This window comes from Streptomyces sp. RLA012 (assembly GCF_056270325.1).
In genome coordinates, this window is the sequence record NZ_JBWDPA010000002.1 from 7,231,517 (window position 1) to 7,254,636 (window position 23,120).

At 66.4% G+C, this 23,120-nt stretch carries 24 protein-coding genes and 4 pseudogenes; 6 read left to right on the plus strand and 22 right to left on the minus strand.

The window, feature by feature from the left end; translation table 11 throughout:
* Positions 1–65 precede the first annotated feature (65 nt).
* Both RV986_RS33195 and RV986_RS33200 read right to left on the minus strand, forming a co-directional pair.
* A complete protein-coding gene (locus tag RV986_RS33195) occupies positions 66–914 on the minus strand; it encodes a transposase family protein (RefSeq protein ID WP_475917258.1) in 849 nt (282 codons plus the stop codon).
* A 174-nt stretch (positions 915–1,088) separates the two neighbouring features.
* On the minus strand, positions 1,089–1,214 hold the full coding sequence (locus RV986_RS33200) for a hypothetical protein (RefSeq protein WP_475920895.1): 126 nt from the start codon (positions 1,212–1,214) through the stop codon (positions 1,089–1,091).
* Between the two features lie 631 nt (positions 1,215–1,845).
* Here RV986_RS33200 and RV986_RS33205 point away from each other — a divergent pair.
* Positions 1,846–2,121, plus strand: a pseudogene (locus tag RV986_RS33205) (transposase family protein); the annotation flags it as partial.
* Positions 2,122–2,475: 354 nt separating this feature from the next.
* Here RV986_RS33205 and RV986_RS33210 read toward each other — a convergent pair.
* From RV986_RS33210 to RV986_RS33235, 6 genes are all read right to left on the minus strand, one after another.
* On the minus strand, positions 2,476–3,384 hold the full coding sequence (locus tag RV986_RS33210) for a JmjC domain-containing protein (protein ID WP_475920896.1): 909 nt from the start codon (positions 3,382–3,384) through the stop codon (positions 2,476–2,478).
* A gap of 132 nt (positions 3,385–3,516) precedes the next feature.
* The gene (locus tag RV986_RS33215) at positions 3,517–4,002 is read right to left on the minus strand and encodes a GNAT family N-acetyltransferase (RefSeq protein ID WP_475920897.1); all 486 of its coding nucleotides are present in this window, start codon (positions 4,000–4,002) and stop codon (positions 3,517–3,519) included.
* Between the two features lie 73 nt (positions 4,003–4,075).
* Entirely contained in the window at positions 4,076–5,293 is a 1,218-nt protein-coding gene (locus RV986_RS33220) for an MFS transporter (protein ID WP_475920898.1), read from the minus strand.
* A 24-nt stretch (positions 5,294–5,317) separates the two neighbouring features.
* Positions 5,318–6,514: a SagB/ThcOx family dehydrogenase gene (locus RV986_RS33225; protein WP_475920899.1), complete on the minus strand. Its 1,197-nt coding sequence runs from the start codon at positions 6,512–6,514 to the stop codon at positions 5,318–5,320.
* Between the two features lie 7 nt (positions 6,515–6,521).
* Entirely contained in the window at positions 6,522–6,698 is a 177-nt protein-coding gene (locus RV986_RS33230; protein WP_475920900.1) for a hypothetical protein, read from the minus strand.
* Between the two features lie 501 nt (positions 6,699–7,199).
* Positions 7,200–8,039 (minus strand): transposase family protein, encoded by an 840-nt coding sequence (locus RV986_RS33235; protein WP_475920901.1) that lies wholly within the window; start codon positions 8,037–8,039, stop codon positions 7,200–7,202.
* A 211-nt stretch (positions 8,040–8,250) separates the two neighbouring features.
* Here RV986_RS33235 and RV986_RS33240 point away from each other — a divergent pair, with 211 nt between their 5' ends.
* The gene (locus RV986_RS33240) at positions 8,251–8,622 is read left to right on the plus strand and encodes a hypothetical protein (RefSeq protein WP_475920902.1); all 372 of its coding nucleotides are present in this window, start codon (positions 8,251–8,253) and stop codon (positions 8,620–8,622) included.
* Between the two features lie 2 nt (positions 8,623–8,624).
* Here the strand turns inward: RV986_RS33240 and RV986_RS33245 are convergent.
* A pseudogene (locus RV986_RS33245) lies at positions 8,625–8,978 on the minus strand (transposase family protein); the annotation flags it as partial.
* Positions 8,979–8,984: 6 nt separating this feature from the next.
* Between RV986_RS33245 and RV986_RS33250 the strand changes: the two are divergent.
* Positions 8,985–9,956, plus strand: a pseudogene (locus RV986_RS33250) (IS3 family transposase); the annotation flags it as partial.
* A gap of 82 nt (positions 9,957–10,038) precedes the next feature.
* On the opposite strand, the gene RV986_RS33255 reads toward RV986_RS33250, so the two are convergent.
* The 3 genes from RV986_RS33255 to RV986_RS33265 form a co-directional block, all read right to left on the minus strand.
* Positions 10,039–10,239: a DUF397 domain-containing protein gene (locus RV986_RS33255; RefSeq protein ID WP_475920903.1), complete on the minus strand. Its 201-nt coding sequence runs from the start codon at positions 10,237–10,239 to the stop codon at positions 10,039–10,041.
* A 265-nt stretch (positions 10,240–10,504) separates the two neighbouring features.
* Complete coding sequence (locus tag RV986_RS33260) at positions 10,505–10,705, minus strand: DUF397 domain-containing protein (protein ID WP_475920904.1); 201 nt, start codon at positions 10,703–10,705, stop codon at positions 10,505–10,507.
* An 11-nt stretch (positions 10,706–10,716) separates the two neighbouring features.
* Entirely contained in the window at positions 10,717–11,598 is an 882-nt protein-coding gene (locus RV986_RS33265) for a helix-turn-helix domain-containing protein (protein ID WP_475920905.1), read from the minus strand.
* A gap of 246 nt (positions 11,599–11,844) precedes the next feature.
* Between RV986_RS33265 and RV986_RS33270 the strand changes: the two genes are divergently transcribed.
* Complete coding sequence (locus tag RV986_RS33270; RefSeq protein ID WP_475920906.1) at positions 11,845–12,273, plus strand: ATP-binding protein; 429 nt, start codon at positions 11,845–11,847, stop codon at positions 12,271–12,273.
* A gap of 26 nt (positions 12,274–12,299) precedes the next feature.
* On the opposite strand, the gene RV986_RS33275 is transcribed toward RV986_RS33270, so the two are convergent.
* The 6 genes from RV986_RS33275 to RV986_RS33300 form a co-directional block, all read right to left on the minus strand.
* On the minus strand, positions 12,300–12,719 hold the full coding sequence (locus tag RV986_RS33275; RefSeq protein WP_475920907.1) for a VOC family protein: 420 nt from the start codon (positions 12,717–12,719) through the stop codon (positions 12,300–12,302).
* Positions 12,716–12,841: a hypothetical protein gene (locus RV986_RS33280; RefSeq protein WP_475920908.1), complete on the minus strand. Its 126-nt coding sequence runs from the start codon at positions 12,839–12,841 to the stop codon at positions 12,716–12,718. The genes RV986_RS33275 and RV986_RS33280 overlap by 4 nt, the downstream gene beginning before the upstream one ends.
* 429 nt (positions 12,842–13,270) lie before the next feature.
* Complete coding sequence (locus RV986_RS33285) at positions 13,271–14,707, minus strand: GH1 family beta-glucosidase (protein ID WP_475920909.1); 1,437 nt, start codon at positions 14,705–14,707, stop codon at positions 13,271–13,273.
* A 143-nt stretch (positions 14,708–14,850) separates the two neighbouring features.
* Positions 14,851–15,762 (minus strand): carbohydrate ABC transporter permease, encoded by a 912-nt coding sequence (locus RV986_RS33290; RefSeq protein WP_475920910.1) that lies wholly within the window; start codon positions 15,760–15,762, stop codon positions 14,851–14,853.
* Positions 15,759–16,802 (minus strand): carbohydrate ABC transporter permease, encoded by a 1,044-nt coding sequence (locus RV986_RS33295; RefSeq protein ID WP_475924524.1) that lies wholly within the window; start codon positions 16,800–16,802, stop codon positions 15,759–15,761. The genes RV986_RS33290 and RV986_RS33295 overlap by 4 nt, the downstream gene beginning before the upstream one ends.
* A gap of 5 nt (positions 16,803–16,807) precedes the next feature.
* On the minus strand, positions 16,808–18,139 hold the full coding sequence (locus tag RV986_RS33300; protein WP_475920911.1) for an ABC transporter substrate-binding protein: 1,332 nt from the start codon (positions 18,137–18,139) through the stop codon (positions 16,808–16,810).
* A 521-nt stretch (positions 18,140–18,660) separates the two neighbouring features.
* Here RV986_RS33300 and RV986_RS33305 point away from each other — a divergent pair.
* Entirely contained in the window at positions 18,661–19,716 is a 1,056-nt protein-coding gene (locus RV986_RS33305) for a LacI family DNA-binding transcriptional regulator (RefSeq protein ID WP_475920912.1), read from the plus strand.
* A gap of 36 nt (positions 19,717–19,752) precedes the next feature.
* Positions 19,753–20,586: a serine/threonine-protein kinase gene (locus RV986_RS33310; RefSeq protein WP_475920913.1), complete on the plus strand. Its 834-nt coding sequence runs from the start codon at positions 19,753–19,755 to the stop codon at positions 20,584–20,586.
* A gap of 100 nt (positions 20,587–20,686) precedes the next feature.
* Here RV986_RS33310 and RV986_RS33315 read toward each other — a convergent pair.
* The 4 genes and pseudogenes from RV986_RS33315 to RV986_RS33330 all read right to left on the minus strand — a co-directional run.
* Positions 20,687–20,806, minus strand: a pseudogene (locus tag RV986_RS33315) (GNAT family N-acetyltransferase); the annotation flags it as partial.
* Positions 20,807–20,913: 107 nt separating this feature from the next.
* Positions 20,914–21,177: a hypothetical protein gene (locus RV986_RS33320; RefSeq protein ID WP_475920914.1), complete on the minus strand. Its 264-nt coding sequence runs from the start codon at positions 21,175–21,177 to the stop codon at positions 20,914–20,916.
* 554 nt (positions 21,178–21,731) lie between these two features.
* Positions 21,732–22,190: a hypothetical protein gene (locus tag RV986_RS33325; RefSeq protein ID WP_475920915.1), complete on the minus strand. Its 459-nt coding sequence runs from the start codon at positions 22,188–22,190 to the stop codon at positions 21,732–21,734.
* On the minus strand, positions 22,174–22,713 hold the full coding sequence (locus tag RV986_RS33330) for a hypothetical protein (protein ID WP_475920916.1): 540 nt from the start codon (positions 22,711–22,713) through the stop codon (positions 22,174–22,176). The genes RV986_RS33325 and RV986_RS33330 overlap by 17 nt, the downstream gene beginning before the upstream one ends.
* Between the last annotated feature and the right edge of the window lie 407 nt (positions 22,714–23,120).

Consider the following 23,120-nt stretch of genomic DNA (forward strand, 5'->3'; position numbering starts at 1 on the left):
CACGTTCGTCCCTGTCGTACGTTTGCAGCGTGACGTAGGCGCCCCACTCATCCCCTTGAATGTCCTCACTGGACATCGCCCAGCGCTCCGGAAGTTGCGTCGCCAACGAAATAATCCGACGCAGAGCGCGGCACCGGTTTCAGAGATCTTTTCCGGTGGATGAAGAGTTGCATCACTGGAGATTGGGATTCAGGCAGTCTAGCTTTCGCCATATCACGCGGACTCCCCTGTGCACCGTTCCTGATCTCTGGACACGGCCGCAAGTTTCCATGGCATGCTCTTGTCCCCGTCGGCTTTCGCCTCAGGGTTAGCCATTGAGCCCAAGAACCTCCTTCCGAGTTCTTCCCGGCTGAGCCGGGGATACGACAGAGCGCCTCGTGGCGCACTTCGTTGCTCTTGGAGACGATCTGCCGCTGGGCCAGGACCACGCCTTGATGGTCCATCGCCGCCGGCAGCTGGATCGCCGTGGCGGTCTTGGTACGCGAGCCGCGCACCACCTTGCCGTCGACCGCGATTACCCGCCGCACCGGCTGCTTCCCCTCGGGCGAGGGTGGTGGCACCACTCTGGCCTGCAGATACGCACTGATCGCCGCGTCCAGCGCGTCGCCGTCGACGCGTTGCAGCAGACGCCGCACCGTGGCGGCGTGCGGCACGGGCCGCAGGCCGGTGAACGGGTCGATGCCGAAGCCGAGAGTGCCCAGGACGTGCTGCGGAGCATCCGCGATCCACTCACTGATCGCGATGAGCGAGCGGGCCCCGGTCAGCACCGCCGCGACGGCCGCGCACAGCAAAGCGACCGCCGGATACCTCCGCCCCCGCACATCACGGGGATCGGGCACCAGGCTCAGGAAACGACACAGGTCAACAGCATCGCTCGGGGCAAGGGAAGTGGTCTGGGAGCCCAGTTGTTCCATGGCGGAAGGGATGGGCGATGATGTTCGGGCAGGCACGGTCTCGCTCGGTTCTCATGGGTCTCGACAACCACATGATCACCAGCACCGTGCCTGCTCTGCTGCCCCGGCACCCCTGTCTCGCAACGGACATGACACCACGTCACTCACGAGACCGGCGAACCAGACGAATCCCGTTCACGCAATGCCCCTGACCGGGCGCCCTTTCTCGATCATGCCCTTGGCTTCTTCGAGCTGCACGACGATCAGCTCCAACTGCTCCATGTAGAGCCTCCATTCGCGCCGCCTGGTCACCTGGTCCACATCATTTCTGGCTGACGGTGTGGTGGCACGTGACTTTCATTGAGGCCCGTGCATCGTGAGATGTGCAGGTGAGGTGGGCTGGTGTGCGGGCGGGTTGTCGTGCTCGTGCTGGTCGGCGGCGGGTGTCCATGGTGAAGATCGTCTGCCCTGTCGGCTGAGGCGGTTCTCGGGTTCCGCTGCGTTCGTCACGGTGCCGCTCCTACGATCCGTGACCGGAGCAGTACGCGGTGAGATCGCGAGAGGGTGCAGGGTATGTGAGACCTGGAGCGGATCACCGCTCGCCGGAGCGAACTGGATGGGTTCGCCGACGAGTTGACCAAGCAGTTGCAGGAGGTCCAGGCCGAGCGGGAGGAACTGCTGGTCGCCGAGCGGGTCTTGAACCGGCTGGCCGAGCAGGACCGGGCCGAAGGGGAAACCGCCGTGGCCGCATCCCCGGCGCCCGCCCGGGTGGCGGGGCGAGCGGTCCTGCTGATCCCGCACCGCGGCGAGGAGCCCGATGAGGCCGCGCTGCCCTGCGATTACCGCGAGATCCTGGCGATCGTACGGGTCGCTGACGGCCCGGTGCAGGTCAGGGCGGTGGGTGAGGAACTCGGGCTGGAAGTGGCAGTGCGCGGGAAGCTGGAACCACTGCGCTATCGCCGACCTCGGCTTCGTCGGCCTCGACGACGGCGGCCCCGACGCCGACCCGGCGGTGATCACCGGCTACAAGGCCGCCCGCAACCGGCCCCTGACCCGAGGGCAGAAACTGTCCAACAAGGCGCTGGCCGCCGTCCGGGCGCCGGTCGAGCACGGCTTCGCCCACCTGAAGAACTGGCGAGTCCTCGGCAAGCTCCGCACCGACCCGAAGTGGGCGACCGCCCTGGTGAGGGCCCTGCTGGTCCTGACGAACCGCGAAGTCTTCCGATGACCGACGACCTTCACCGAAGTCATCCGCCCGCGACCAGCCCGAGTATCGCGAACCCCGCGCACACCAGACCCGCGACCAGCAACTTCACGATGCGTACTGCTCAATGCGGTGAAGTATGCGCTGGCCAGCCCGGTGGCATGGCAAGATCAGCCAGCAACCGTGCACAGGCGTGAGCGACCACCCCCGCGCCGTCAGCTGCGACTGCTGTGGGGGCGCAAACCGACACCCTGCACGCAGAAAGTGCCTTCCGTCTGGACCGAAAGAACCCCTCGACAAGGTTCATCGTCCCAGCTCAGAAGGCACTTTCGCGTCACCACACAGAAACCGGCCCCACACCAAATGAAACGGCGAGGTTTAGTTCTGGAATGAGACCCTCTTGTACTGCGAAGACTCCTTGAGATGCCTCACGGCACCAGCAGCTACATCTTGCGGAACGATGTGATCCGATCGTTCCCTAATGCGAGAAATTGCATCGCTCATCTGGAACAGGACGGTGTCGGGGTCCAAAGATGTGAAGTCCCGTGCTTCATCCCTGATGATTTCAGCGAAGATTTTTTCCAGCTGCTCTGCGAGGCGGAAAGTGCGCACCACGAAGGAGATGTGGACGGAGGGCCCTTCCTGAGCTGACGCGGAGTGCGCCATGCCGCGCTCGAGGAACATTCCTTGCCCAGTTTTGAGTGTCAGATGGGTGGGATCCCCCAAGGACTCCAGGCTTGCTGGGCCGCCGCGCCATGAACTTTCCTGGGGGAGCCCCTGGAGTAGCCACGCCTTTTCACCATGCAACTGAACGGCGAACACATGGTACTCATCACGGTGAACGGCGAGCGCCTGAGAACCCGCAGGGGTGAAGAAGACATCAGCCTTTACCCGTGTGCCGAGCAGGTTCCCGAGTTTTGCGACCAAGGCACGTACTGGTCTGTGCCACTCTTCGACGGCTTTGAGAATAATGGAGGATCCCCCATTGAACTCCTCGGAGACCGCTTGTGCGTCTGCGTAGAGACGCTGATCGGTACGGGCGACACGTCGAGTTTCGGTGAACCTGCCCGGTGGCACTTGCTGCCCTTGCCGCACCATACCAATATAAGGATAACGCAGAAGTCCACAGTTCAGAGCATCCTCGATGTCTCCGACCCCGAATACCTGGCTGACTTCTTTCGCAACATCAAACACGAGGGGGATTTCGCCGCTATCCTCGCTTGTTTCACTCAGGAATGAGTACGCCTTCTTGAGCGCGTCCAAGTCAGCCTGCCGGGCAGAGTCCATGGGGCATACCTTTCTTCGCAGATCCCTAAAAACAGGGACGGCGGCTAATCGTGCGGAGACGACCTGAGATGTTTGACTTGAGGGTCAGAAGCTTTCTGGCCCCCTCGCTTGATCTAAAACTGAAACTCATACTTATTCAAACTTACCCAAGTCCCAGGACATGACCACCCTGGATTCAATCATTCCGACGCTACGGAAGAGCCTCCTACTGGACTCATCAGGGCCAAGTACCTGGATTCCCAGGCTCTTCGCCCCGCGAGACACGGCTGAACGTGCGCACGCCTCGAGCATGGCGCGGCCGTAGCCTTTGCCTCGAAGCTGGTTGGAAACCTCCATGTTGAGTATGAACGCGTTGCGTTCATCGCCAGCTCCTCGCATGGCGTACCACAGGTTCCCAACATTAGTCTCGGTATCAGGGTCCCTAGCCGTGTAGAGATAGTTGTCAGTCGACAAATGGCCTTGCGGCAGCAGTCGGTCGAAGTCCTCCCTCGCCCGCTTTAGTGAACCAGCGGACGGCCAGGTCCCTGCGCGCACGTTTCGCTCCGCGTAGTCCGAGACAACATATGGCACATATTCGTTATACTCGTCCTCTGTCATAACGTCGAGACGCACCGACATCTTGCAAATCCTCTTTTCTCTTGCCGAAGCCCTGACCCTCGTCAGTTCGAGAGCGCAGTTCCCCTGATGGCGGCTAGTGCTTTTCTTGCAACCTTCGAACGCTGCGGCTGGAAACCGATCCCATCGTGGACAGGATGATCGAAGCGCCGGCGAAAAGTAGAACGCTCTCGTTCCCATAAGCGTTAGCCATGGGTCCTGCCAATATCTGCCCGACCGGAACGGCGGCTGTAGAACCAAGGATCTGGTAGGAGTAAACTCGCGCCATACGCTCTGCCGGAATGTTCTCCTGCATGGCCGTGGCGCCAGCCACTCCGATCTGCTCCATTGACGCACCCACGATGAATGCGGCAGGGATGAGAATCACCAGCACTGGCGACAGGGCAAGGGATATTGGCAGTATAGAACTCAGGCCGGTCAAGAGTACGCCGATTGCCAGAGCCCTTTTGGGGCGCCATTTCAGCGCACCTATCCCGCCAACTACTGTGCCGAGTGCCTGTGCCGCCAGGATGAATCCCCAGGCGCTCTTTCCGACGTGCTTGTCCGCAATTTCCGGTCCAAGTACCTGAATGCTACCAGCCCAGACGAGCTGCCATATCGTCGATTGCAGGACGACGATCCAAAGCCATTTATGGGATATGAACTCAGACCAGCCTTGTCGCAGATCAGCGAGCGTGGATCGCTTCTCTTTCCTGGTTTCTGGCTCGCCGACTCGAACCCTGCTGAAAGCGATCCCGGCTATCGCGAACGAAAGTGCATCAACCGCGATCCCCCAGCTTGAACCGAGCGATGCGGAAATGATGCCGCCGAGAGCAGCGCCAATCACGAGAGCGCCGTTGGTGAACATGCGAAATATTGCGTTCGCCTGCCGTAGGATCTGCTGGGGAACAGTCTGTGCCACCAGAGCCGAAGTCGCCGGCATGGAGATCGCGGAAAATATTCCGTTCAGAGCGGATAGAACCACTATCAGCGGTAGGGTCGATTCCCCGGCCAGCAGACAGACGGCGACTGCTGCCTGAGAAAATGCGGCGGCATAGGACGATCCCTGCAACAGAAGTGTGCGTGAGAGTCGATCGGCAAATACCCCGCCGAAGAGCATCATTCCCGCGTTGGCAATAGAACGAGCTCCCACGACGATACCCAGTTTTGTGGGAGAGCCCGTCATGTCGAGTATGGCAAAGGCGAGGGCTATGGGAGCAATCCCGGTTCCAACAGTGGTGATTGCGCGGCCAATGACCATACTGCGAAAATTGCCGTAATTCAGCGGCTTCAGAGGGGTTATAGTTTCCTGCATCCCGACTCTCCGGTTCAAAAGCGGCTAATTAATGAATGGCCTGTTGGGTGACTGATGCCGAATGGGCAGGCCATCGTCCCGCTTTTCCGGTATGCCGCAACTAAGCGCGAAGGTTGGAAACTCTTCCGCCCCGCCCAGACCTAGAAATTCCTCGACCTCGCTGTCGCGGAAAGCTCCTGTCAATGAGGCGCCTAGGCCTAGGGCTACAGCCGTCATAGAGAACACCTGGGCCACGTGCCCCACATTCTGAAGCAGCATTTTATAGGCGCGCGGGTGTGGATATTTCCAGGACATTCTCGTGGCTACAGCGGTGGTAAAAATTCCGAAGCCGGAGGACTCGAAAAACCCCTGCTGATGCGTCAAGAACTCGACATAATCACGCGTCACCTCATTTCGCACCGAAATGAGCCCATGGCGGATACTGTCGTACCTATACACCCCAGGGTCGACATCCTCGATGTTAAAGACCATCACATAAGCTTCGGTCTCGTGCCTCGCCCCGCCCGACGCATTGGCCCGCAGCTGAACTACACCCATACGTCCTGCATCAGCGAACCGCAATGGGGCGAACGCATAGTGCATAAGAGTTGCGAATGATTCCAACGGAACCGGTGCTTCTGCGAAGTCTCGATGCGTCCGACGGACTTCAAGCACCTCGTCAAAAGTGCTGCTCATCTTGGCCCGGACGCGCGGCAATAGAAGGACCGGAGTCTCAGGGCCGATGGGCTTTGAGTTCCGGGGACGCTGACGGCCGGCCAGAGCCTCGCTGTAACCCGCATGTCCTTCGGAATCTGGCTTCACGAATGGAGCATCACGAATGCTGTGATGAAACTGCCACGCGGAACCACCCCACTCGCTCCAAGGGCTCGGTATTTCTTCTCCTCTGTCCGCCCCTTCAACATTACAGAGGAATCCCAGGCTCAAGAGTTGTTCAATTGCAGCCGCTAGGTCCGTAGAGCGATCCCTGACCTCATCGAGATCTATCTCTTTGAGTGGGTCGAGCAGTACACTGGCGACGGAGTGATGCAGGCGGATGCGCCGCTTTACCCGAGGGCTGGAGAGGTAAATCCCCTCAGGCTTAACCTGAAGGAAGATGGGATTTACTAGCCGAACTCGCACCTTGGTTCCCTTCTCATTTATCAGCGCCTCCCGTGCAAGCCGTTCGCCGGTAGAGATATAAAGAATGCTGCCTTCCCCCTCAAGAGAGGGGGAAGGCAGCACTTATTACTTAGCCCACCTGGTCGAAACAGGCGAGAGAGTCGCCCTCTTCGTCGACGATCTCGATGAGCTCAACGTACTCGGTGCTCTCCATCATGATGCATTCCTCCTCGTCGGATTCTGCTCTGAACGGCGCTATTGAAGCGCTGCAGTTCTGGACGCTATCAAGCAAAACTTCCTTGATCAACAGGCTTCGCGATTCCTGGAAGGCGGAATGCCGTCGTCCTGTAAAAGTGAAGCAAAGCTTCAATCAGCAACGTTTGCTTGATTGCCGATCTTTTTAGATTTTGCACCTTTTGGCTGTCCGTTTTAGGCGGTGCGGCACGCGCCTATCGAAGCTCGCGATCTTTACCCTTGCCGTCCGCCAGCGAGGCAGTAGCGGCAGCGCGGGAGCAGGTTGCCTCCGCGCCTGTAGCGGCCGACCTGGACACGGGTCTGTGGAGGCGTTGCCACAGTTCGCAAGTGATGACGCGTCCCAGGTTCCGCGCCAGCGGCGCAGGCGAGCATCACCATGATCTGGCAGGTGCGAACGTGCTCCCCCCGAAGTCGGCCTTCGCGGCGGCCCAGTCGACCTCCCAGCCGGACTGAGCAGTGCGCATCGTGAAGTTGCTGGTCGCGGGTCTGGTGTGCGCGGGGTTCGCGATACTCGGGCTGGTCGCGGGCGGATGACTTCGGTGAAGGTCGTCGGTCATCGGGAGACTTCGCGGTTCGTCAGGACCAGCAGGGCCCTCACCAGGGCGGTCGCCCACTTCGGGTCGGTGCGGAGCTTGCCGAGGACTCGCCAGTTCTTCAGGTGGGCGAAGCCGTGCTCGACCGGCGCCCGGACGGCGGCCAGCGCCTTGTTGGACAGTTTCTGCCCTCGGGTCAGGGGCCGGTTGCGGGCGGCCTTGTAGCCGGTGATCACCGCCGGGTCGGCGTCGGGGCCGCCGTCGTCGAGGCCGACGAAGCCGAGGTCGACGATAGCGCCGAGCCCGGCCGCCCGCAGTTTCGCGGTGAGCTGGCCGTGACGGCAGGCGGTGATCTCCGAGAATCGTCCGGGGCGGGCCGCGGAGACCCACAGCAGGCCGCCCCGGTCGTCGGTGAGCGCGATCACCAGCAGACCGTGGCATTTGTGCTTGCCGGAGTAGTTCTTCCGGTTCGCCGTGCCGGTTCGCCGCCGGGTCCGTATCAGGGTGCCGTCCAGCAGAACCACCCCGCCACCCGTTCGGGTGATCTTCTTCAGTGCGCGGTCCAGGCGCGGGGCGCGGGCGGCGAGCAGACCGACGGCCTCCCGGACCCACCGGGTGACCGTGGTGCGGTGCACTCCGTTCCCGCCGGCGAGGTCGCCGGGGCGCTGGTCACAGCGCAGCACCGCCAGCACGATGCCGGCGATCTTCCCCGCGGGCAGGGCCCGCCACCGCGATCCGATCTTCTTGCAGTGGCCGCGTATCACGGTGGCGAGGTAGTTCAGAGTGGCGCTCGACAGCGGCAGGCGGGCAGTGTAGACAAGGCCGTCAGGGCCCTCGACGGGGCTGGTGTTGTTCCTCACAAGACACGTCAACTGCCGTCGGGGGCCCCCAGGTTACGCCCCGACGTACCGTGCCGGTGTGGCTACCGGCGTGCGGTGAACCGTCCGTCGGGCCGTTTGTGCAGCCAGCCACGATCGGCGAGCTTGGTCATCTTCGCCCGCAGTGAGCCCATTCCAACTTCAGGCGGCAGCCGATCGGCGCTGTGTCACGGACATCTGGTAGACCCTGGCTATGACGTTCTTGGTGGTGGTCGAGGGCGATGCGGGCGGATGGTGCGTCGATCGGGATGCGCTGACAGACGCGATCCGTGCCCGGTGGTCTGAGGTCGAGGTCGACTCGATGCACCGCAGCGAAGTGCGCAGCCTCACATGGGAGATTGAGACGGAGAACGGCCCGGGTGAGGCGTATCTGCACGAGGACGGTACCTGCCTGTACATGGACGTCTGGGAGGAAGACGAGATCTGGTTGGCGATCGTCTTCCGCAGGCTGGCTCCCATGCGCCTTGACCTGGTGCTTTGCGATGAGGGTTACACCTTCGATGTTCGTGTGCGGGCTGGGATGACCGAGGCCGAATTGACGGATCTGGTGAATGCTGCGGGTTGATTTCAACCCGTGGCGGCGAGGTGGAGGACCAGGACGGCTTGGACGAGGCTCGTGATCCGGGTCGTCGAGCAGCGGAGTTTGCGGAGGAGGCGCCAGGACTTGAGGGTGGCGATGGCCTGCTCGACCAGTGCGCGGATCTTCGCGTGGGAGCGATTGACGGCCTGCTGGCCGGTGGAGAGGCTGTCCCATCGGCCGCGGTAAGGGAGACGGACCGTACCGCCTGCACCCTGGTAACCCTTGTCCGCCCAGCAGGGGATGCCGGCCTCGGCGAGTGCCTCGATGATGCCGTGCTCGCGCGCGGCCCGGACGTCGTGGACGGCGCCCGCCAGGGCCGGTGAAGCCCACATAAGACGCCCCTTCCCGCGCTCGGCCTGAGCCGGGCGACCTGGTATCGGCACCACCGCAGGTCCCCGGCTCCGGTGCGGCAGAAGCGGGAGCGCAAGCGGCATCCGCGGGCTCTGACAGAGACGGAGGAGGCGAAGGTCCTGGCCGTGCTGCGCTCGGCCGAGTTCGTCGACATGGCGCCTGCCGAGATCTGCGCGGTGCTGCTGGACCGCGGCATCTACCTGTGCTCGGAGGCGACGATGTACCGGATCCTGCGCAAGCACGGCGAGGTCCGCGAACGGCGCCGGCAGGCCACGCATCCGCCGCGCAAGAAGCCCGAGCTGATCGCCACCGCACCCAACCGGGTGTGGTCGTGGGACATCACGAAGCTGAAGGGCCCGGTCAAGGGCAGCTATTTCTGCCTCTACACGATCATCGACATCTACAGCCGCTACACGGTCGGCTGGATGGTCGCCGCCTCGGAGAACAAGGAGCTGGCCGAGCAGTTCCTGTCCTCGACGATCGCCAAGTACCCCGTCCGGCAAAGCAAGTTGACGATCCACTCGGATCGCGGTTCGCCGATGATCGCCCACAACGTCGCGCAGATGCTGAACAACCTGGGTGTCACCAAGTCGCACTCTCGGCCCAAGACGTCCAACGACAATCCGTACTCGGAGAGTCAGTACAAGACCCTCAAATACCGGCACGACTTTCCCGGGCGGTTCGGCTGCATCGAGGACGCCCGCGCCTGGTGCACCGGTTTCTTCGACTGGTACAACCTCGCCCACCGGCACTCCGGAATAGCCATGCATACCCCCTTCGACGTGCACTTCGGCCTCGCCGACCAGCTCCGCGAGATGCGCGCCGACGTCCTCACGAGCGTCTACCGCCAGCACCCCGAACGATTCGTCCGCGGGGCACCCGAACCACCGAAACTCCCCGAGGCCGCCTGGATCAACAAGCCCGCCGACCTCCGACACGACGATCAAACGATCCCGGCACAGGGATAGAACGATCTACCTGCCTTGATCGCGTTGACAGGCTCCGGGATGGGTACGGGGAATCGCCCCGCCAAGGGTGCGTCAAAACTCGTCAATACCCGCAGAACAGCCCGCTCTTGAGCGTGACGATGAGTCCGGCCAGGGCCTGGGGTGTGGGGTGCGCGATGGTGGTGGGGTGGTCGCTTTCGCGGAGGTGGATGCGGCCGGATGTCGGGGTTGCCGCCGCCAGCTCTATGCACTCGCCGTTGCCTCCGCCGCTGAACGAAGACTTCTGCCAGACGAGGTGGGGCATCGGGTTCCTTTCATGGGGAGGCAGTACTCTGCAGGGCGATAACTTTCGAGCCAGGTTCGTGTTTCCAGGACGGTGGTACGCCTGATGGCCCGCACTCGACCCCCCGCCCAGCGTGCGGCCCTCTCGGTCGCCGCGGCCGCCGTGGGAATGACACTGACGTCGGTGGTGGTTCAGCACGAACTTCCGTCGATCCTCGAGGTCGCGGTATTCCTCGTCGTTTCCCTGGCTTCCCTCGCCGTGATCGCGTTGGTGGCGAGGCGCGATGTCAAGGCCGGGCGATCCGACCGGACTTGAGTGCGCCGATGAGTCCGGCCAGGGCCTGGGGTGTGGGGTGCGCGATGGTGGTGGGGTGGTCGCTTTCGCGGAGGTGGATGCGGTCGGATGTCGGGGTTGCCGACGCCAGCTCTATGCACTCGCCTTCGCCGCCGCCGCTGAACGATGACTTCTGCCAGGTGAGTCGGGGCATCTCTGTTCCTTTCACAGGGCGTACATGACGTGCTGGATCAGGCTCAGTGAGTCGCGGAACTTGTGGGTCTCCGGGGCCGACTCGGGGTCGACTGGAGCCAGGGCCAGTTCGGAGAGGCGCTCGAACATTTTGGCGTACTCATCAAGATGCTCTCCATCGCTGAGGAAGAGGGAGTTCGTCGGGTGCTCCAAGTAGACCGTGTCCAGCTCCGGTGCGATGCCGCCGAAAATGGCGAACGTGCGGCTGTACGCGGAGTAGCCGCCGCCCTCGAACGGGAAGATCTGCACGGTCACGTTCGGCAGGCGGGAGACCTCGATCAAGCGGAGGAGTTGCCTGCGCATGACCTGCGGGCCGCCGATCTGGGTGTGCAGCGCGGCCTCGTGAATGACTGATCGGTACGTCACGGGGGAGCCGCCGCTCAGGACGTGTTGCCGTGCGAGGCGGAACTCGACATAGCGGTTGGCCCGTTGAGGGTCCTCCTCGGTTTCGCTGAGCACTGCCCGCGCGTACTCCTCGGTCTGGAGCATCCCGGGGATGAAGAGTGGTTCGTGCGTGCGCAGCACGGCGGACCGGGACTCCAACTCTGCCAGGTTCCGGGCGGTGGGGCCGATGGTGTCGTCGTACTCGTCCCACCATCCCTTTCCGCTCGCCTGGGCCATGCTCATGAGCTCGTCGAAGTACGGTCCCGCCGGGGATCCGTACGCGCGCAGCAACTTGTACAGCCGGTTGTGGGAGACGTCGAGCCGCCCGGCCTCGATGTGGCTGATCCGTGTGCGCTCGCCCTCCAGCAGCTCGGCGGCGTCATCGGTCGACATGTGCGCGCGGTGCCGGAGTTTGCGCAGCTCGGCGCCCAGCCGTCGTTGACGTTCGCTGGGGCTGCTCCGTGGTGGCATGTTCCCTCCCTCTGAACCGTGCGCAGTGTGCCGCGCTCGCGGCAGCGGCGTCGACCCGTTGCTTCCGACGTCACCCACATGGGTCGTAAGTGGCGTTCACGGTTGAACTCAGCTCATGACTGACCGTACCTTCGGAGGCAGCCCACCCCCCTGCGCACCCCGAGGAAGTACCCCCACCCTCACGCCCGTTGAGGCCCCGGACCTGGTCACCCCGTGCGTGCGCCCGCCCCCGAAGGAGCCCCCTCCATGGAGGACCCCCCACCCCACGTCCCCCTCCCCACCGACGTCTCCCTCGTCTTCCCGCCCCACCCCGTCTGGGTCCGCGCCGCCCGCGAAACCGTCCGTACCCTCCTCGCCGCCTCCCACCGCCCCGAACTCACCGACACCGCCGTGCTGTTGACCTCGGAGGCCGTCACGAACGCCATCAACGCCTGCGCGAGCAAGGGCTGCGCCACCCCCGTGACCCTCCACGCCGGCTGGACCGACCCCCACTGCCTCCGCGTCCTCGTCCACGACGAAGCCCCGGGCCTGCCCACCTGCCGCACTCCCACCCCCGACGCCGAAGACGGCCGCGGCATACAGCTCATCTCGTACGGCTCCGACGCCTGGGGCGTGTGCACACACGGGCCGGGGCCGGGCAAGGCCACCTGGTTCGAGCTCGGGCTGCGGAGCTGACGGCCAAGCCTGTTGATCGGTCGATCTCAGTCTTGTTCGGGTGGCTCGATCGCGACGAGTTCGACTTCGAAACCGTCGTCGTTCTCCAGGTAGGCCGCGTAGTGCTGTCCGCCGCCGGCGTACGGATGCCGCTCGGGGAACATCAGGCGCCAGCCGTACCGCGCGGCATCGGTGGCCAGCTTGTCGACTGTGGCGGCGTGTTCGACATGGAAGGCCAGGTGGTTCAGTCCTGGGCGACAGCGGTCATGGCGTTCGGCGGTCAGGGCCGCGGACTGCTCGATGACCAGGTAGGTCGGGCCGAGTCGCCAGCTGCGGCCACCGTCCCAGCTCTGGAAGAGGGCGTAACCCAGCGTCTCCAGTAGCCGGCCGAGCGAGGCGAGCGCGCGGTCGAGGTCCGGCACCCATAGCTCGACGTGGTGCAGCGTGCCGTGCGTCGGCCGGTTCATGCGGCCACCGCCTCGGCACGCTCGACGAGGTGGCCGCGTTCGAAACGGGCTCCCGCGCGTACGATTTCGTCGATCGGGGAGCCGTACGGTGTGGAGCCGTCGTCGTTGACTGCGCTGAGCACAGGCGTGCCTTCCCGACCGGGTGCTGCGAACACCGGCCTACTCGATGACCATCTGTCGATCACTCGCGAAGGTACGCCCTCCTTCTGGTTGACCGAGACGGTGCACGATGCGCACGATGCGGCCGACTCCGACTCCGACTCCGACTCCGACTCCGACTCCGACCCGCCCCGTTCCGCCGCCCGGCCCGGCCCGCTTCGACCGCCGCTGCACCAACCCCACCGCGGTCACCTTGACCCCTGGTGTCCAGCGCAACGCGCCGGGGGCGCGGCACCCCCCGGCGCCGCGCCCCCACCCCCGTTTCCCCCGTTTCCCCCGTTTCCCCGTTCCCCGTTTCCCCGTTCCCCGTTCCCCGTTCCCCGTTCCCCGTTCCCCGTTCCCCCGTCCCCCGTTCCCCCGTTCCCCGTTCCCCCGGGCAATGGACTCGGTGGCTACTCGGCGGCAGCCTGTGTAACCGGTGGCAAGGAACCCGTCCGGGCCGCCTGCCCGTACCAGTGGGCGCTGGACTTCGGCGTACGGGTCAGGGTCGTGTAGTCGACGTACACCGCCCCGAAGCGCTTGCCATAGCCGTACGCCCACTCGAAGTTGTCCATCAGGGACCAGAGGTAGTAGCCGCGGACATCGGCCCCGTCGGTGATCGCCCGGCGGACGGCGGACAGGTGGCCGTGGAGGTACGCGATGCGCTCGGGGTCGTGGACGCGGCCCTCGGGGTCCGGCTTGTCGTCGTACGCCGCGCCGTTCTCGGTGATGTACAGCGGCAGGCCCGGCGCCTCCCTCGTGTAGCGCATGATCAGGTCGTGCAGGCCGCTCGGATCGATCGTCCAGCCCATCTCCGTACGCTCGCCGGGGGTCTGGTGGAACGCGACCTCGTCCGCACCCGGCCACGGGGAGTAGGAACTCGCCCCGTGCCCGTCCGCACGCGGGCCGTCCGCCGACTTCTCCGCCGCCGAGACGAGCGTCGGGGTGTAGTAGTTCAGGCCGAGGGCGTCGAGCGGCTGCTTGATCGCCGTCAGATCGCCGTCCAGGACGTACGACCAGTCCGTGATCGAGGACGTCTCCGCGAACAGCCCCTCCGGGTACGCGCCGTGCAGCATCGGGCCGTGGAAGACGCCGTTGGCGAGGTTGTCGATGCGCCGGACCGCCGCCAGGTCCGCCGGGGACTGGGTGAGCGGCCTGACCACGGACGAGTTCAGGCTCACCGCGACCGTGTTGCGGGCCGGCATCGCGGACCGTAGGGCGGACGTGCCCAGGCCGTGCGCCAGATTGAGGTGGTGGGCGGCCCGGAGCGAGGCCGCCGCGTCCGTACGGCCCGGCGCGTGCACCCCGGAGCCATAGCCGAGGAACGCGCTGCACCACGGCTCGTTCAGCGTGATCCACTGCTCCACACGGTCGCCCAGCGCATCGCCCACGATCCGCGCGTAGTCCGCGAAGCGCAGCGCCGTGTCGCGCTCCGGCCAGCCGCCCGCGTCCTCCAGCTCCTGGGGGAGGTCCCAGTGGTAGAGGGTGATCGCCGGCTTGATGTCGTGCGCGAGCAGTTCGTCGACCAGCTTGCGGTAGAAGTCCAGGCCCCGCTGGACCGCGGGGCCGCGCCCCGTCGGCTGCACCCGGGACCAGGAGATCGAGAAGCGGTACGCCGACAGGCCCAGCTCCGCCATCAGAGCCACGTCGTCGCGGTAGCGGTGGTAGTGGTCGACAGCGATGTCACCGGTCTCACCGGCGGCCGTCTTGCCTGGGGTGTGGCTGAAGGTGTCCCAGATGGACGGCGTACGGCCGTCCTCCCGTACCGCCCCCTCGATCTGGTACGCGGAGGTGGCCGCGCCCCAGAGGAAGGCGGGGGGAAAGGTCACGGGCGATGCGGGCTCAGGCATGGAAGCGCTCCCATAGGGGCCATAGGGGGTCGTGGAGACCGAAGGTAAGAGGGGGAGGGGATGGGGAGGGGCTGGAGGAGGGACTGGGGGAGGAGGGCCGGGGCGGCGGTGACCCGGCCCCCTTTCTCCCCCGACGGACGAGGTCAGCCCTTGACGGCGCCCTGCATGATGCCGCCGACGATCTGCTTGCCGAACAGGGCGAAGACGACCAGCAGCGGCAGCGTGCCGAGCAGCGCGCCCGCCATGATCAGTGACTGGTCGGGGGTGTAGCCGCGGCCGAGGCCGGCGAGCGCGACCTGCACGGTCGGGTTGCCGGTCTGTGTCAGCACCAGGAACGGCCACAGGAAGTCGTTCCACGTCTGTACGAACGTCAGCATGCCGAGGACCGCCATGGCGGGGCGGGCCGCCGGGAACACCACGTGCCAGATCACCCGCCAGCTGCTCGCGCCGTCCACGCGGGCCGCCTCGATCAGCTCGTTCGGGAGAGCCTGGATCAGGTACTGGCGCATGAAGAAGACACCGAACGCGCTCACCAGGGACGGGAAGATGACCGCCTGGAGCTGGTCCGTCCACTGGAGCTTGGCGACCAGCATGTACAGCGGGATCACCATCAGCTGCGGCGGCACCATCATCGTGCCGATGACGAGCAGCAGCAGGATGTTACGGCCCTTGAAGCGCAGCTTCGCGAAGGCGAAACCGGCGATCGTCGACAGCAGGACGACGACGGTCGCCGAAGTGCCCGCCACGATCGTCGTGTTGAGGAACGCCTTGCCCAGATTCGCGTTGGACCAGGCGACGTCGAGGTTGTGGAAGAGGTTGGAGCCGAACCAGAGCGGGGGCGGGGTCTGCGCCAGCCGGTTGTTGTCACGGGAGGCGGCGACCGCCGTCCACACCAGCGGGAACAGCGAGCCGAAGGTGAACAGGGCGAGGACCGCGTACCCGATGGGCCCGGCGTGCATCTGCCCGCCGGCGCGCCTGGCCTTCGAACCGCGCCATGTGCGCTTCTCGGGCGCGGGGGCGGTGGTCGGCTTCGGCGTGGGCAATGTCGTCGTCACGGCCGGTCTCCTTGACTACTGGCGCGCAGCCGGCGCGAGATGACGAAGTTGACGGCTCCGATCACGATCAGGATCAGGAACATCGTCCACGCGATGGCGGAGGACCGGCCCAGATGCTGGCCCACCCAGCCCTGCTCGTACAGATAGAGGCCGAGCGTCTGGAACTGGTGCTCGGCACCGCCGGACGCGCCCTTGCCCTGGTCGAACAGCAGCGGCTCACCGAACACCTGGCTCGCGCCGATGGTCGAGACGACCACGGTGAACAGGATCGTCGGCCGCAGCGAGGGCAGCGTGACGTGGAGGAACTGCTTCCAGCGCGTGGCGCCGTCCAGCGCCGCCGACTCGTACAGGTCCTGCGGGATGGCCTGCATCGCGGCGAGGTAGATCAGCGCGTTGTAGCCCGTCCAGCGCCAGATGATGATCGACGAAACGGCGATCTGGGAGGGCCACTTGCTGCCCTGCCAGTCGATCTTGTCGAAGCCCACCGCGTCCAGGACCCAGTTGATCATTCCGTAGTCACGGCCGAAGAGCAGCGCGAAGACGAGCGAGGCGGCGGCGATGGAGGTCGCGTACGGGGCGAGCATCACGGTGCGCCAGAACGTGGACGCCCGCAGCCGGTAGTTGAGGATGTGGGCCAGGCCCATCGCCATCAGCAGCTGCGGGACGGTCGAGATGATCCCGATCGTCAGCGTGTTCTTCGCCGCGTTCCAGAAGAAGTCGTCGTCGAAGATCCGCGTGTAGTTGTGCAGCCCCGCCCACTTCATGTCGGTGGGCGCGGTCAGCTCCACCGTGTGCAACGAGGCCCAGCCGGTGTAGATCAGCGGGAACAGGCCGAAGGCGATGAAGAGCACGAAGAACGGGGAGACGAACGCGTACGGGCTCCAGCGCAGGTCCCGCTGCCAGCGGCGGGAGAGCCGGGCCCGACGCCGCTGCTCCTTGTCGGCGGGGTCGACGGGCCCGGGGCCGGCAGGGGGGCGGGCCGGGGCCGCGCCCCCCTCCTTCTCGGGGGGCGCGGCGGCGGTGTCGTGCGGGGTGACCATGCCGGTCACTGGTCCAGGTTGTTGTCGATGGTCTTGGTGGCCGCTTCCCAGGCCTCGGCGGGCGTCTTGCCCTTGGTCGAGAGGATCACGCCGTTGTCGGTCAGACCCTGCTGGATGATCTGGTCCTTCGGGCCGATGATCTGGACCGGGCTGTCCTTGGCGGCCTCCGCGAAGATCTGGCCGACCGGGGCGTCACCCGTCATCGCGTTCTTCGCGCCGGTCACCGCGGGCAGGGTGTACGCGCCCGGTGCGCTCGGGAAGCTGCCCTGCACGGCGAACAGCTTCGCCTGCTGCTCGGGCGCGGTCAGCCAGGCGGCCAGCTTCGCCGCTTCCGTCGTGTTCTTGCCCGACTTGGGCACGGCCAGGAAGGAACCGCCCCAGTTGCCGGCCTTGGGCGCCTGGGCCACGTCCCACTTGCCCGCGTCGGACGTCTTCGCATAGCCCTTGATGGTGCCGAGCATCCAGGGCGGGCAGGAGATCGCGGCGAACTTGCTGTTGGCGATCGTCTGGTTCCAGGCGGGCTGGAACTGCGTCTCCTTGCCGACCAGACCGTCCAGCGCGGCCTTCGCGGTCAGGTCGAAGGCGGCCCTCACGGTGGGGTTCGTCTTGTATATGACCTTGCCGGACTCGTCGTAGAAGCGCTTGCTCTCGCTGCCCAGCACGGCGTTGAGCAGACCGCCGGGTGAGTCCATGAAGGTGGTGCCGGCCGGGGCCTTGGCCTTGTACTGCTTGCCGACGTCGACGAACTTGTCCCAGCTGCCCGCCCAGAGCTGGCTCACCTTCTCGCGGTCGGTGGGCAGACCGGCGGCCTGGAACATGTCCTTGCGGTAGCAGATGGCCATCGGGCCGATGTCCGTGCCGAGCCCGATGGTCTGGCCGTCCTTGGTGGTGGCCTGCTGCCACTTCCAGTCCAGCCAGTTGCTCTTCGAGACGCCCGACACCTTGGACAGGTCCAGCAGCTTCGAGGCCTGGGTCGAGGTGACCTCGGCGATGTTGCTGACCTCGACGGCCTGGATGTCGGCGAGACCGCTGTTGGTGGTGAGGTGGTTGACGAGAGCCGGGTAGTAGTTCTCGTTCTTCTCGATCGAGGTCTCTTCGACGTTGATGTTCGGGTGGAGCTTCTCGTACGCGGTGTAGAGCCCGGCCTCCTTGAAGCCCATCGTGCCGAAGAGCCCCAGGGTGATCGTGGTCTTGCCCTTGCCGCCGCCCGTGTCGCTGCTGCTGTTGTCGCTGCTTCCACCGCTGTCGTCGGCACAGCCGGCCAGCAGCCCTGTGGTCAGCGCGGCGACGGCCGCGAGGGCCCCCAGACTGCGGGACCGACGGGTAATCGTGCGCATTGCGTCCTCCTGTTGCCTGACGTGCCGACCCCCCGGCCAACTGCACTGTTGGGCCCGTTGTTTCTCGCTGCGGCTCGGGCGGGGAACGTGCGGGATGTGTATGTGTCAGGTACCGTGGGAGCGCTCCCACAGGTGATGTGTTGAAGAGTCGTCGGTTCGCGCGGGGGTGTCAAGGGAGCCGACGCGGAGAGATGCGTTCAGTTATCGGCCCGTTAACTAACTCCGGGGGGACGGGCGGGAGGGGTGCGTCGGACGGTTGAAGTGGCTCGTGTCAGTGGGGCGTTGGCCCCGGCGAGCGGTCGGCGGCTTGCGCCGCCGGGCTCGGCGAGCCTGCCCGGGCGGGGGCGACGCGGGCCCTTGGGCGGGGGCGACGCGGGCCCTTGGGCCCGGTGGCGGGACCCTGTTCGCGTACGGGGTGGCGGGGCCCCGGCCACGGACGGGTTGCCGGGGTTCCGTCCGTGAACGGGACTGTTAGATTCCAGGCCAGTCGCGGAGCACGCGACGTCGACGGGAGGCGGACCATGGCAAGCCACGGAGCGCGGGGCCGGGGAGGCGGCCGGCCGACCTTGGAAGAGGTCGCCGCACGCGCGGGAGTGGGCCGCGGCACGGTGTCCCGGGTGATCAACGGTTCCCCACGGGTCAGCGACGCGACCCGCGCCGCCGTCGAGGCGGCGGTCGCCGAACTCGGCTATGTCCCGAACACGGCGGCGCGCGCCCTCGCCGCCAACCGCACGGACGCGATCGCCCTCGTCGTCCCCGAACCGGAGACCCGGTTCTTCGCGGAACCGTACTTCTCGGACATGCTGCGCGGTGTCGGGGCGGAGCTCTCCGACACCGAGATGCAGCTGCTGCTGATCTTCGCGGGCAGCGACCGGGAGCGGCAGCGCCTCGCCCAGTACCTGGCCGCGCATCGCGTCGACGGAGTGCTCCTCGTCTCCGTGCACGCCGACGACCCGCTCCCCGACCTCCTCTCCCAGCTGGAGATCCCGGCGGTGATCAGCGGTCGCCGCTCGGCGGACGAGACACTGCCGTCCGTGGACTCCGACAACTACGGCGGAGGCCGCCTGGCCGCCGAGCACCTGATCGCCCGGGGGCGTCGCAGGATCGTCCATCTGGCGGGCCGTCTCGACGTCTTCGGTGCCCAGCGCCGGGTGGACGGCTACCGCGACGGGCTGCTCGCGGCCGGCCGCGAGGTGGACGACCGGCTGATCGTCCCGGGCGACTTCACCGAGGAGGGCGGCCGGCGCGCGATGACCGAACTGCTGGCCCGCTGCCCGGACCTGGACGCGGTCTTCGCGGGCTCGGACGTGATGGCGGCGGGCGCCCGCCAGGTCCTCCGGGAAGCGGGCCGCCGTACACCCGACGACGTGGCCCTCGTCGGGTACGACGACTCCGCCATCGCCCGCCACATGGATCCGCCCCTGACCAGCGTGCGCCAGCCGATCGAGGGGATGGGCCGCGCCATGATCGATCTCCTGCTGGGGGAGATCGCCGACCGCCGCCCCGCGGTCTCGCGCGGACTGGAGAAACGCCAGGTCGTCCTGCCCACGGAACTGGTGGCGCGGGCGTCGTCCTGACGCGCGGGAGGGGTTCGGTAGGGCAGGCTGGCAGCCATGGTCCTCCACTCGTTGCTCGGAGTCGAAGAAGTGCCCGCCGTGGAGCCCTACCTGGGCCGGGTGGGAGAGGTGTTCCAGGCGTTCCGGGAGCAGGATTCCGGTTGCGTGTCCTACGGGGTACGGCTGCTCGACGGGGCGCGCTGGTTCGTCAAGGAGGCGGTCAGCGACCACGGACGCCGCTCGCTCGACCGGGCCTGGGCCTTCCACCGGGCCGTACGGCACCGGGCGATCGTCCCGCAGGTCCACCGCATCGCCGTGCGTGGCGGTGGCGGCTGGGCGGTGGTGATGCCCTGGCGGGAGGGCGAGGTGCTGTACCCCGCCACGGTGGGCGGACCGCGCGACCGTACGGGCCCGGAGAGCCCGATGGCCCGCTTCCGCGCCCTGCCGGTCGAACGTGTCCTCACCGCGTTCGACCGCGTCCTCGACGCCCACCTCGCGGTGGAGGTCGCCGGGCATGTCGCGGTCGACTTCTACGACGGCGCGCTGCTGTACGACTTCGCGGGCCACGTCCTGCATCTGGTCGACCTCGACGAGTACCGGCCGGGCCCGTTCGTGGTCGAGGAGGAACGCCTGCCGGGTTCCCAGCGGTTCATGGCTCCCGAGGAGTTCGTACGGGGCTCGGTGATCGACACCCGTACGACCGTGTTCACGCTGGGCCGTACCGCCCGGCTCCTCCTGGACGGGGGGGACGAGGAACGCGCCTGGCGGGGCACCCCGGCCCAGCAGGCGGTGATCGTCCGCGCGACCCGGTCCGATCCGGAGGAACGCTTCGAGGACGTGCATCACTTCGCCGACGCCTGGCGGGCCGCGGGCGGCCCGCACGGCGGCTGAGGTCACCGCCGTAGCGGCAGCTCCCACCGGACTTCGCCGTCCTGGTACCGGTCGGTCGGGCTCAGCCCGGCCGCCGCGACGACGGCCGCGGAGGCCCGGTGGCCGGGTCGGGGGAGCCCGCGACGAGGCGTTCGTAGCGTGAACGCAAGGCCTCGGGAGTGGCGGGTGTGCCGCCGATGAACGTGTGCAGCGCCGGGTCGGACAGCACCTCGACCATTTCCCCGTGTCGCTCGCACCCCATGGGTGCCGGAAACCGTGAACACTTAAGCGCTTAAGTGTTCACGGTTTCCCAGGAGAGTGCCCCGGCGACGGATTCGCCAACGGCGGTCAGACCGTGCCGGTGTTCCGCACCTCGGACAGTGCCTTCTTGATGGTGGTCTTCGCGAAGTAGCCGGCGCCGAAGAAGATGCACTCGACGACGTACCAGAACTTCTCGGCACCGGTCATCTCGACCAGCCCGTACTCGCTCAGCGCCTTCTTCACCGGGACCTTCTGGAAGTAGGCGGCGCCGAGGTAGATGCAGCCCAGGACGTACCAGAACTTCTCCCAGGAGGTGGTGGTGCCCTGACCGAGGTATTGCCGTTCTGCCATTGAAATTCGCTGCTTTCCGATGACCGTGTGGAGCCGGGGACCTGCCGATCCGGGCTCTTGTGAGCGGCCTCGGGGCGGTCGTCAGGCACAGGCGCCGACGTCTGCTGGCATGCTCGAGCACGAGATGAGATGGCATGGGTGATGCGCTCTTGGTCACGGTGCCGGTCGTCATGACGTTATGACGACCGACTGCCCCCCGGGCGCGCAAGCGCAGTTTATAGGCAAGCGGCATCGATTTGTCGCACAAATGAGCGAACTCTGAACAACTGTTCGGTTACGATATCTGCGCGACTGACGGGACTTGAACCTGTTTCGTATCACCATCGTGACCTGCGCCTTTGCTGTACACGTGGGTAAATGCAGGCATAAGGGTGGCGGGCGATGACGCTGCGAGGCATTCGGTTTGGCCATGGCCAAACGCGTCGGCTGAGGACGATGGGCACGCGTGGAGCGTGGAGTTCGTGCCCGTCCGTGCCGCGTGCCGGAGCATCGGGTAGTCGCCCGCCCGCTGCCGGAGGAGCAAGGAGTCCCTCGGCAGCGGGCCGACAGTGCGCTCAGGCCGGAACCACGAGCTTCAGGTCCAGCACGGGAATGTCGACGCGGCCGTGACCGTCGGTGTACCAGCGCCAGTGCGCGTCCTGCGTCTCCCCGTAGACGAGCCCGGACCAGCCCGGACCAGCCCGCACCGCCCGCACCGCACAGGGCTGCCAGCTCGGTGGCCTCCCGCCCGTTCGGCGTATCTGAGGGGTGACCTGCGGCAATTGCTGGAGGCTCGGCGGTACGGCGAGCGGTGGAGCGTCGGCCGTTCCCCGCAGCACGGTCACCGGAGTGCCGGGACGGGTACGGGCGATCTCCGCCAGCAGGTTCTGCACGACGTCACGGGCCACCGCCTTCTCACCGGTCACGCTGAGGACACCGTCGAGGCGGCTGAGGTCGACGAACAGTGGCCGGCCGTCGGCGTCCGTGCCTGCCCGGACCAGACAGGCCGTGGAGAGATCAGAGGGTGAGGTCACGCCGCCGTCGCTCGGGACCGGCCGGCCCGGTGCGGCAGAGGGACGGCGCCAGCGCGTGCTGTCGATGTTCGTCCAGGGTGCGCCGGCCGCATCGGACGCCGACAGCCACACGGTCACGTCGGCGTCGTCGACGCTCAGCGCGTGCACCGGGCCTCTCGGGCTCCCGGTCCGTGGCGGCGAACTCGCCGAGGGTTCCGTAGGCACGCCGCACCGCGTCGACGTCCGCGTCGAACCGGCGGCTGGTCGCCTGCCGATGGGCCAGCCTGCGGCGCCGGCGTGCCGGCTCGCCCAGCTTGTGAAGGCCCCGGCGGACGACGGCGTACCCGGCACGCACCTTCCGCCGGCCCACGATGCCCGCGGTGACCAGGGCGAGCAGGATCGCGCCGAGTATCGCGATCGCGGCGGCCAGGGGGATGGTGAGCATGGTGGACTGCTCGTCGCCCGTGCCCGGCGGAGCCGCGGTCCCGGAGGCCGGGGGAGCGGAGGCACTGCCTTGGCCTGCGGTGTCCCTGGCCAGTTGCACGCCGGGTCCCGAGGCGTCCTTCGGCAGCCGCAGGATCCAGCCCGGGTGCAGTTGGTCACCGGGGCTGTCGAGGGCGCCTCCGTCCTTCCGGCCGCGCCGCGCAGGCTTTTGCCGTCCGCTGCGAGGCCGCGCGGCCCGGTCGTTTTCGGGCCTCGGTCGGCGAGCCGGCCCCCGACCGCCCGGTCCGGCGCGTCGCCGTCGATGGGTTGCACCACCTGAGGGATCCGGCCCAGATCCAGGGCGCAGGGTCGTTTAGCGGATGTGAGAATAATCCGTACGGTCGTCTCGTTGGAATCGCACCATCGGGTGATCCTATTAGCGGTCGGTCGACGAAGTCCCGGGCGGGGTTCCGGCACTTTTGTCGGCGCTTCGATTACGTGCCGAATGAGCGCTCTGAGCTGCTTGTA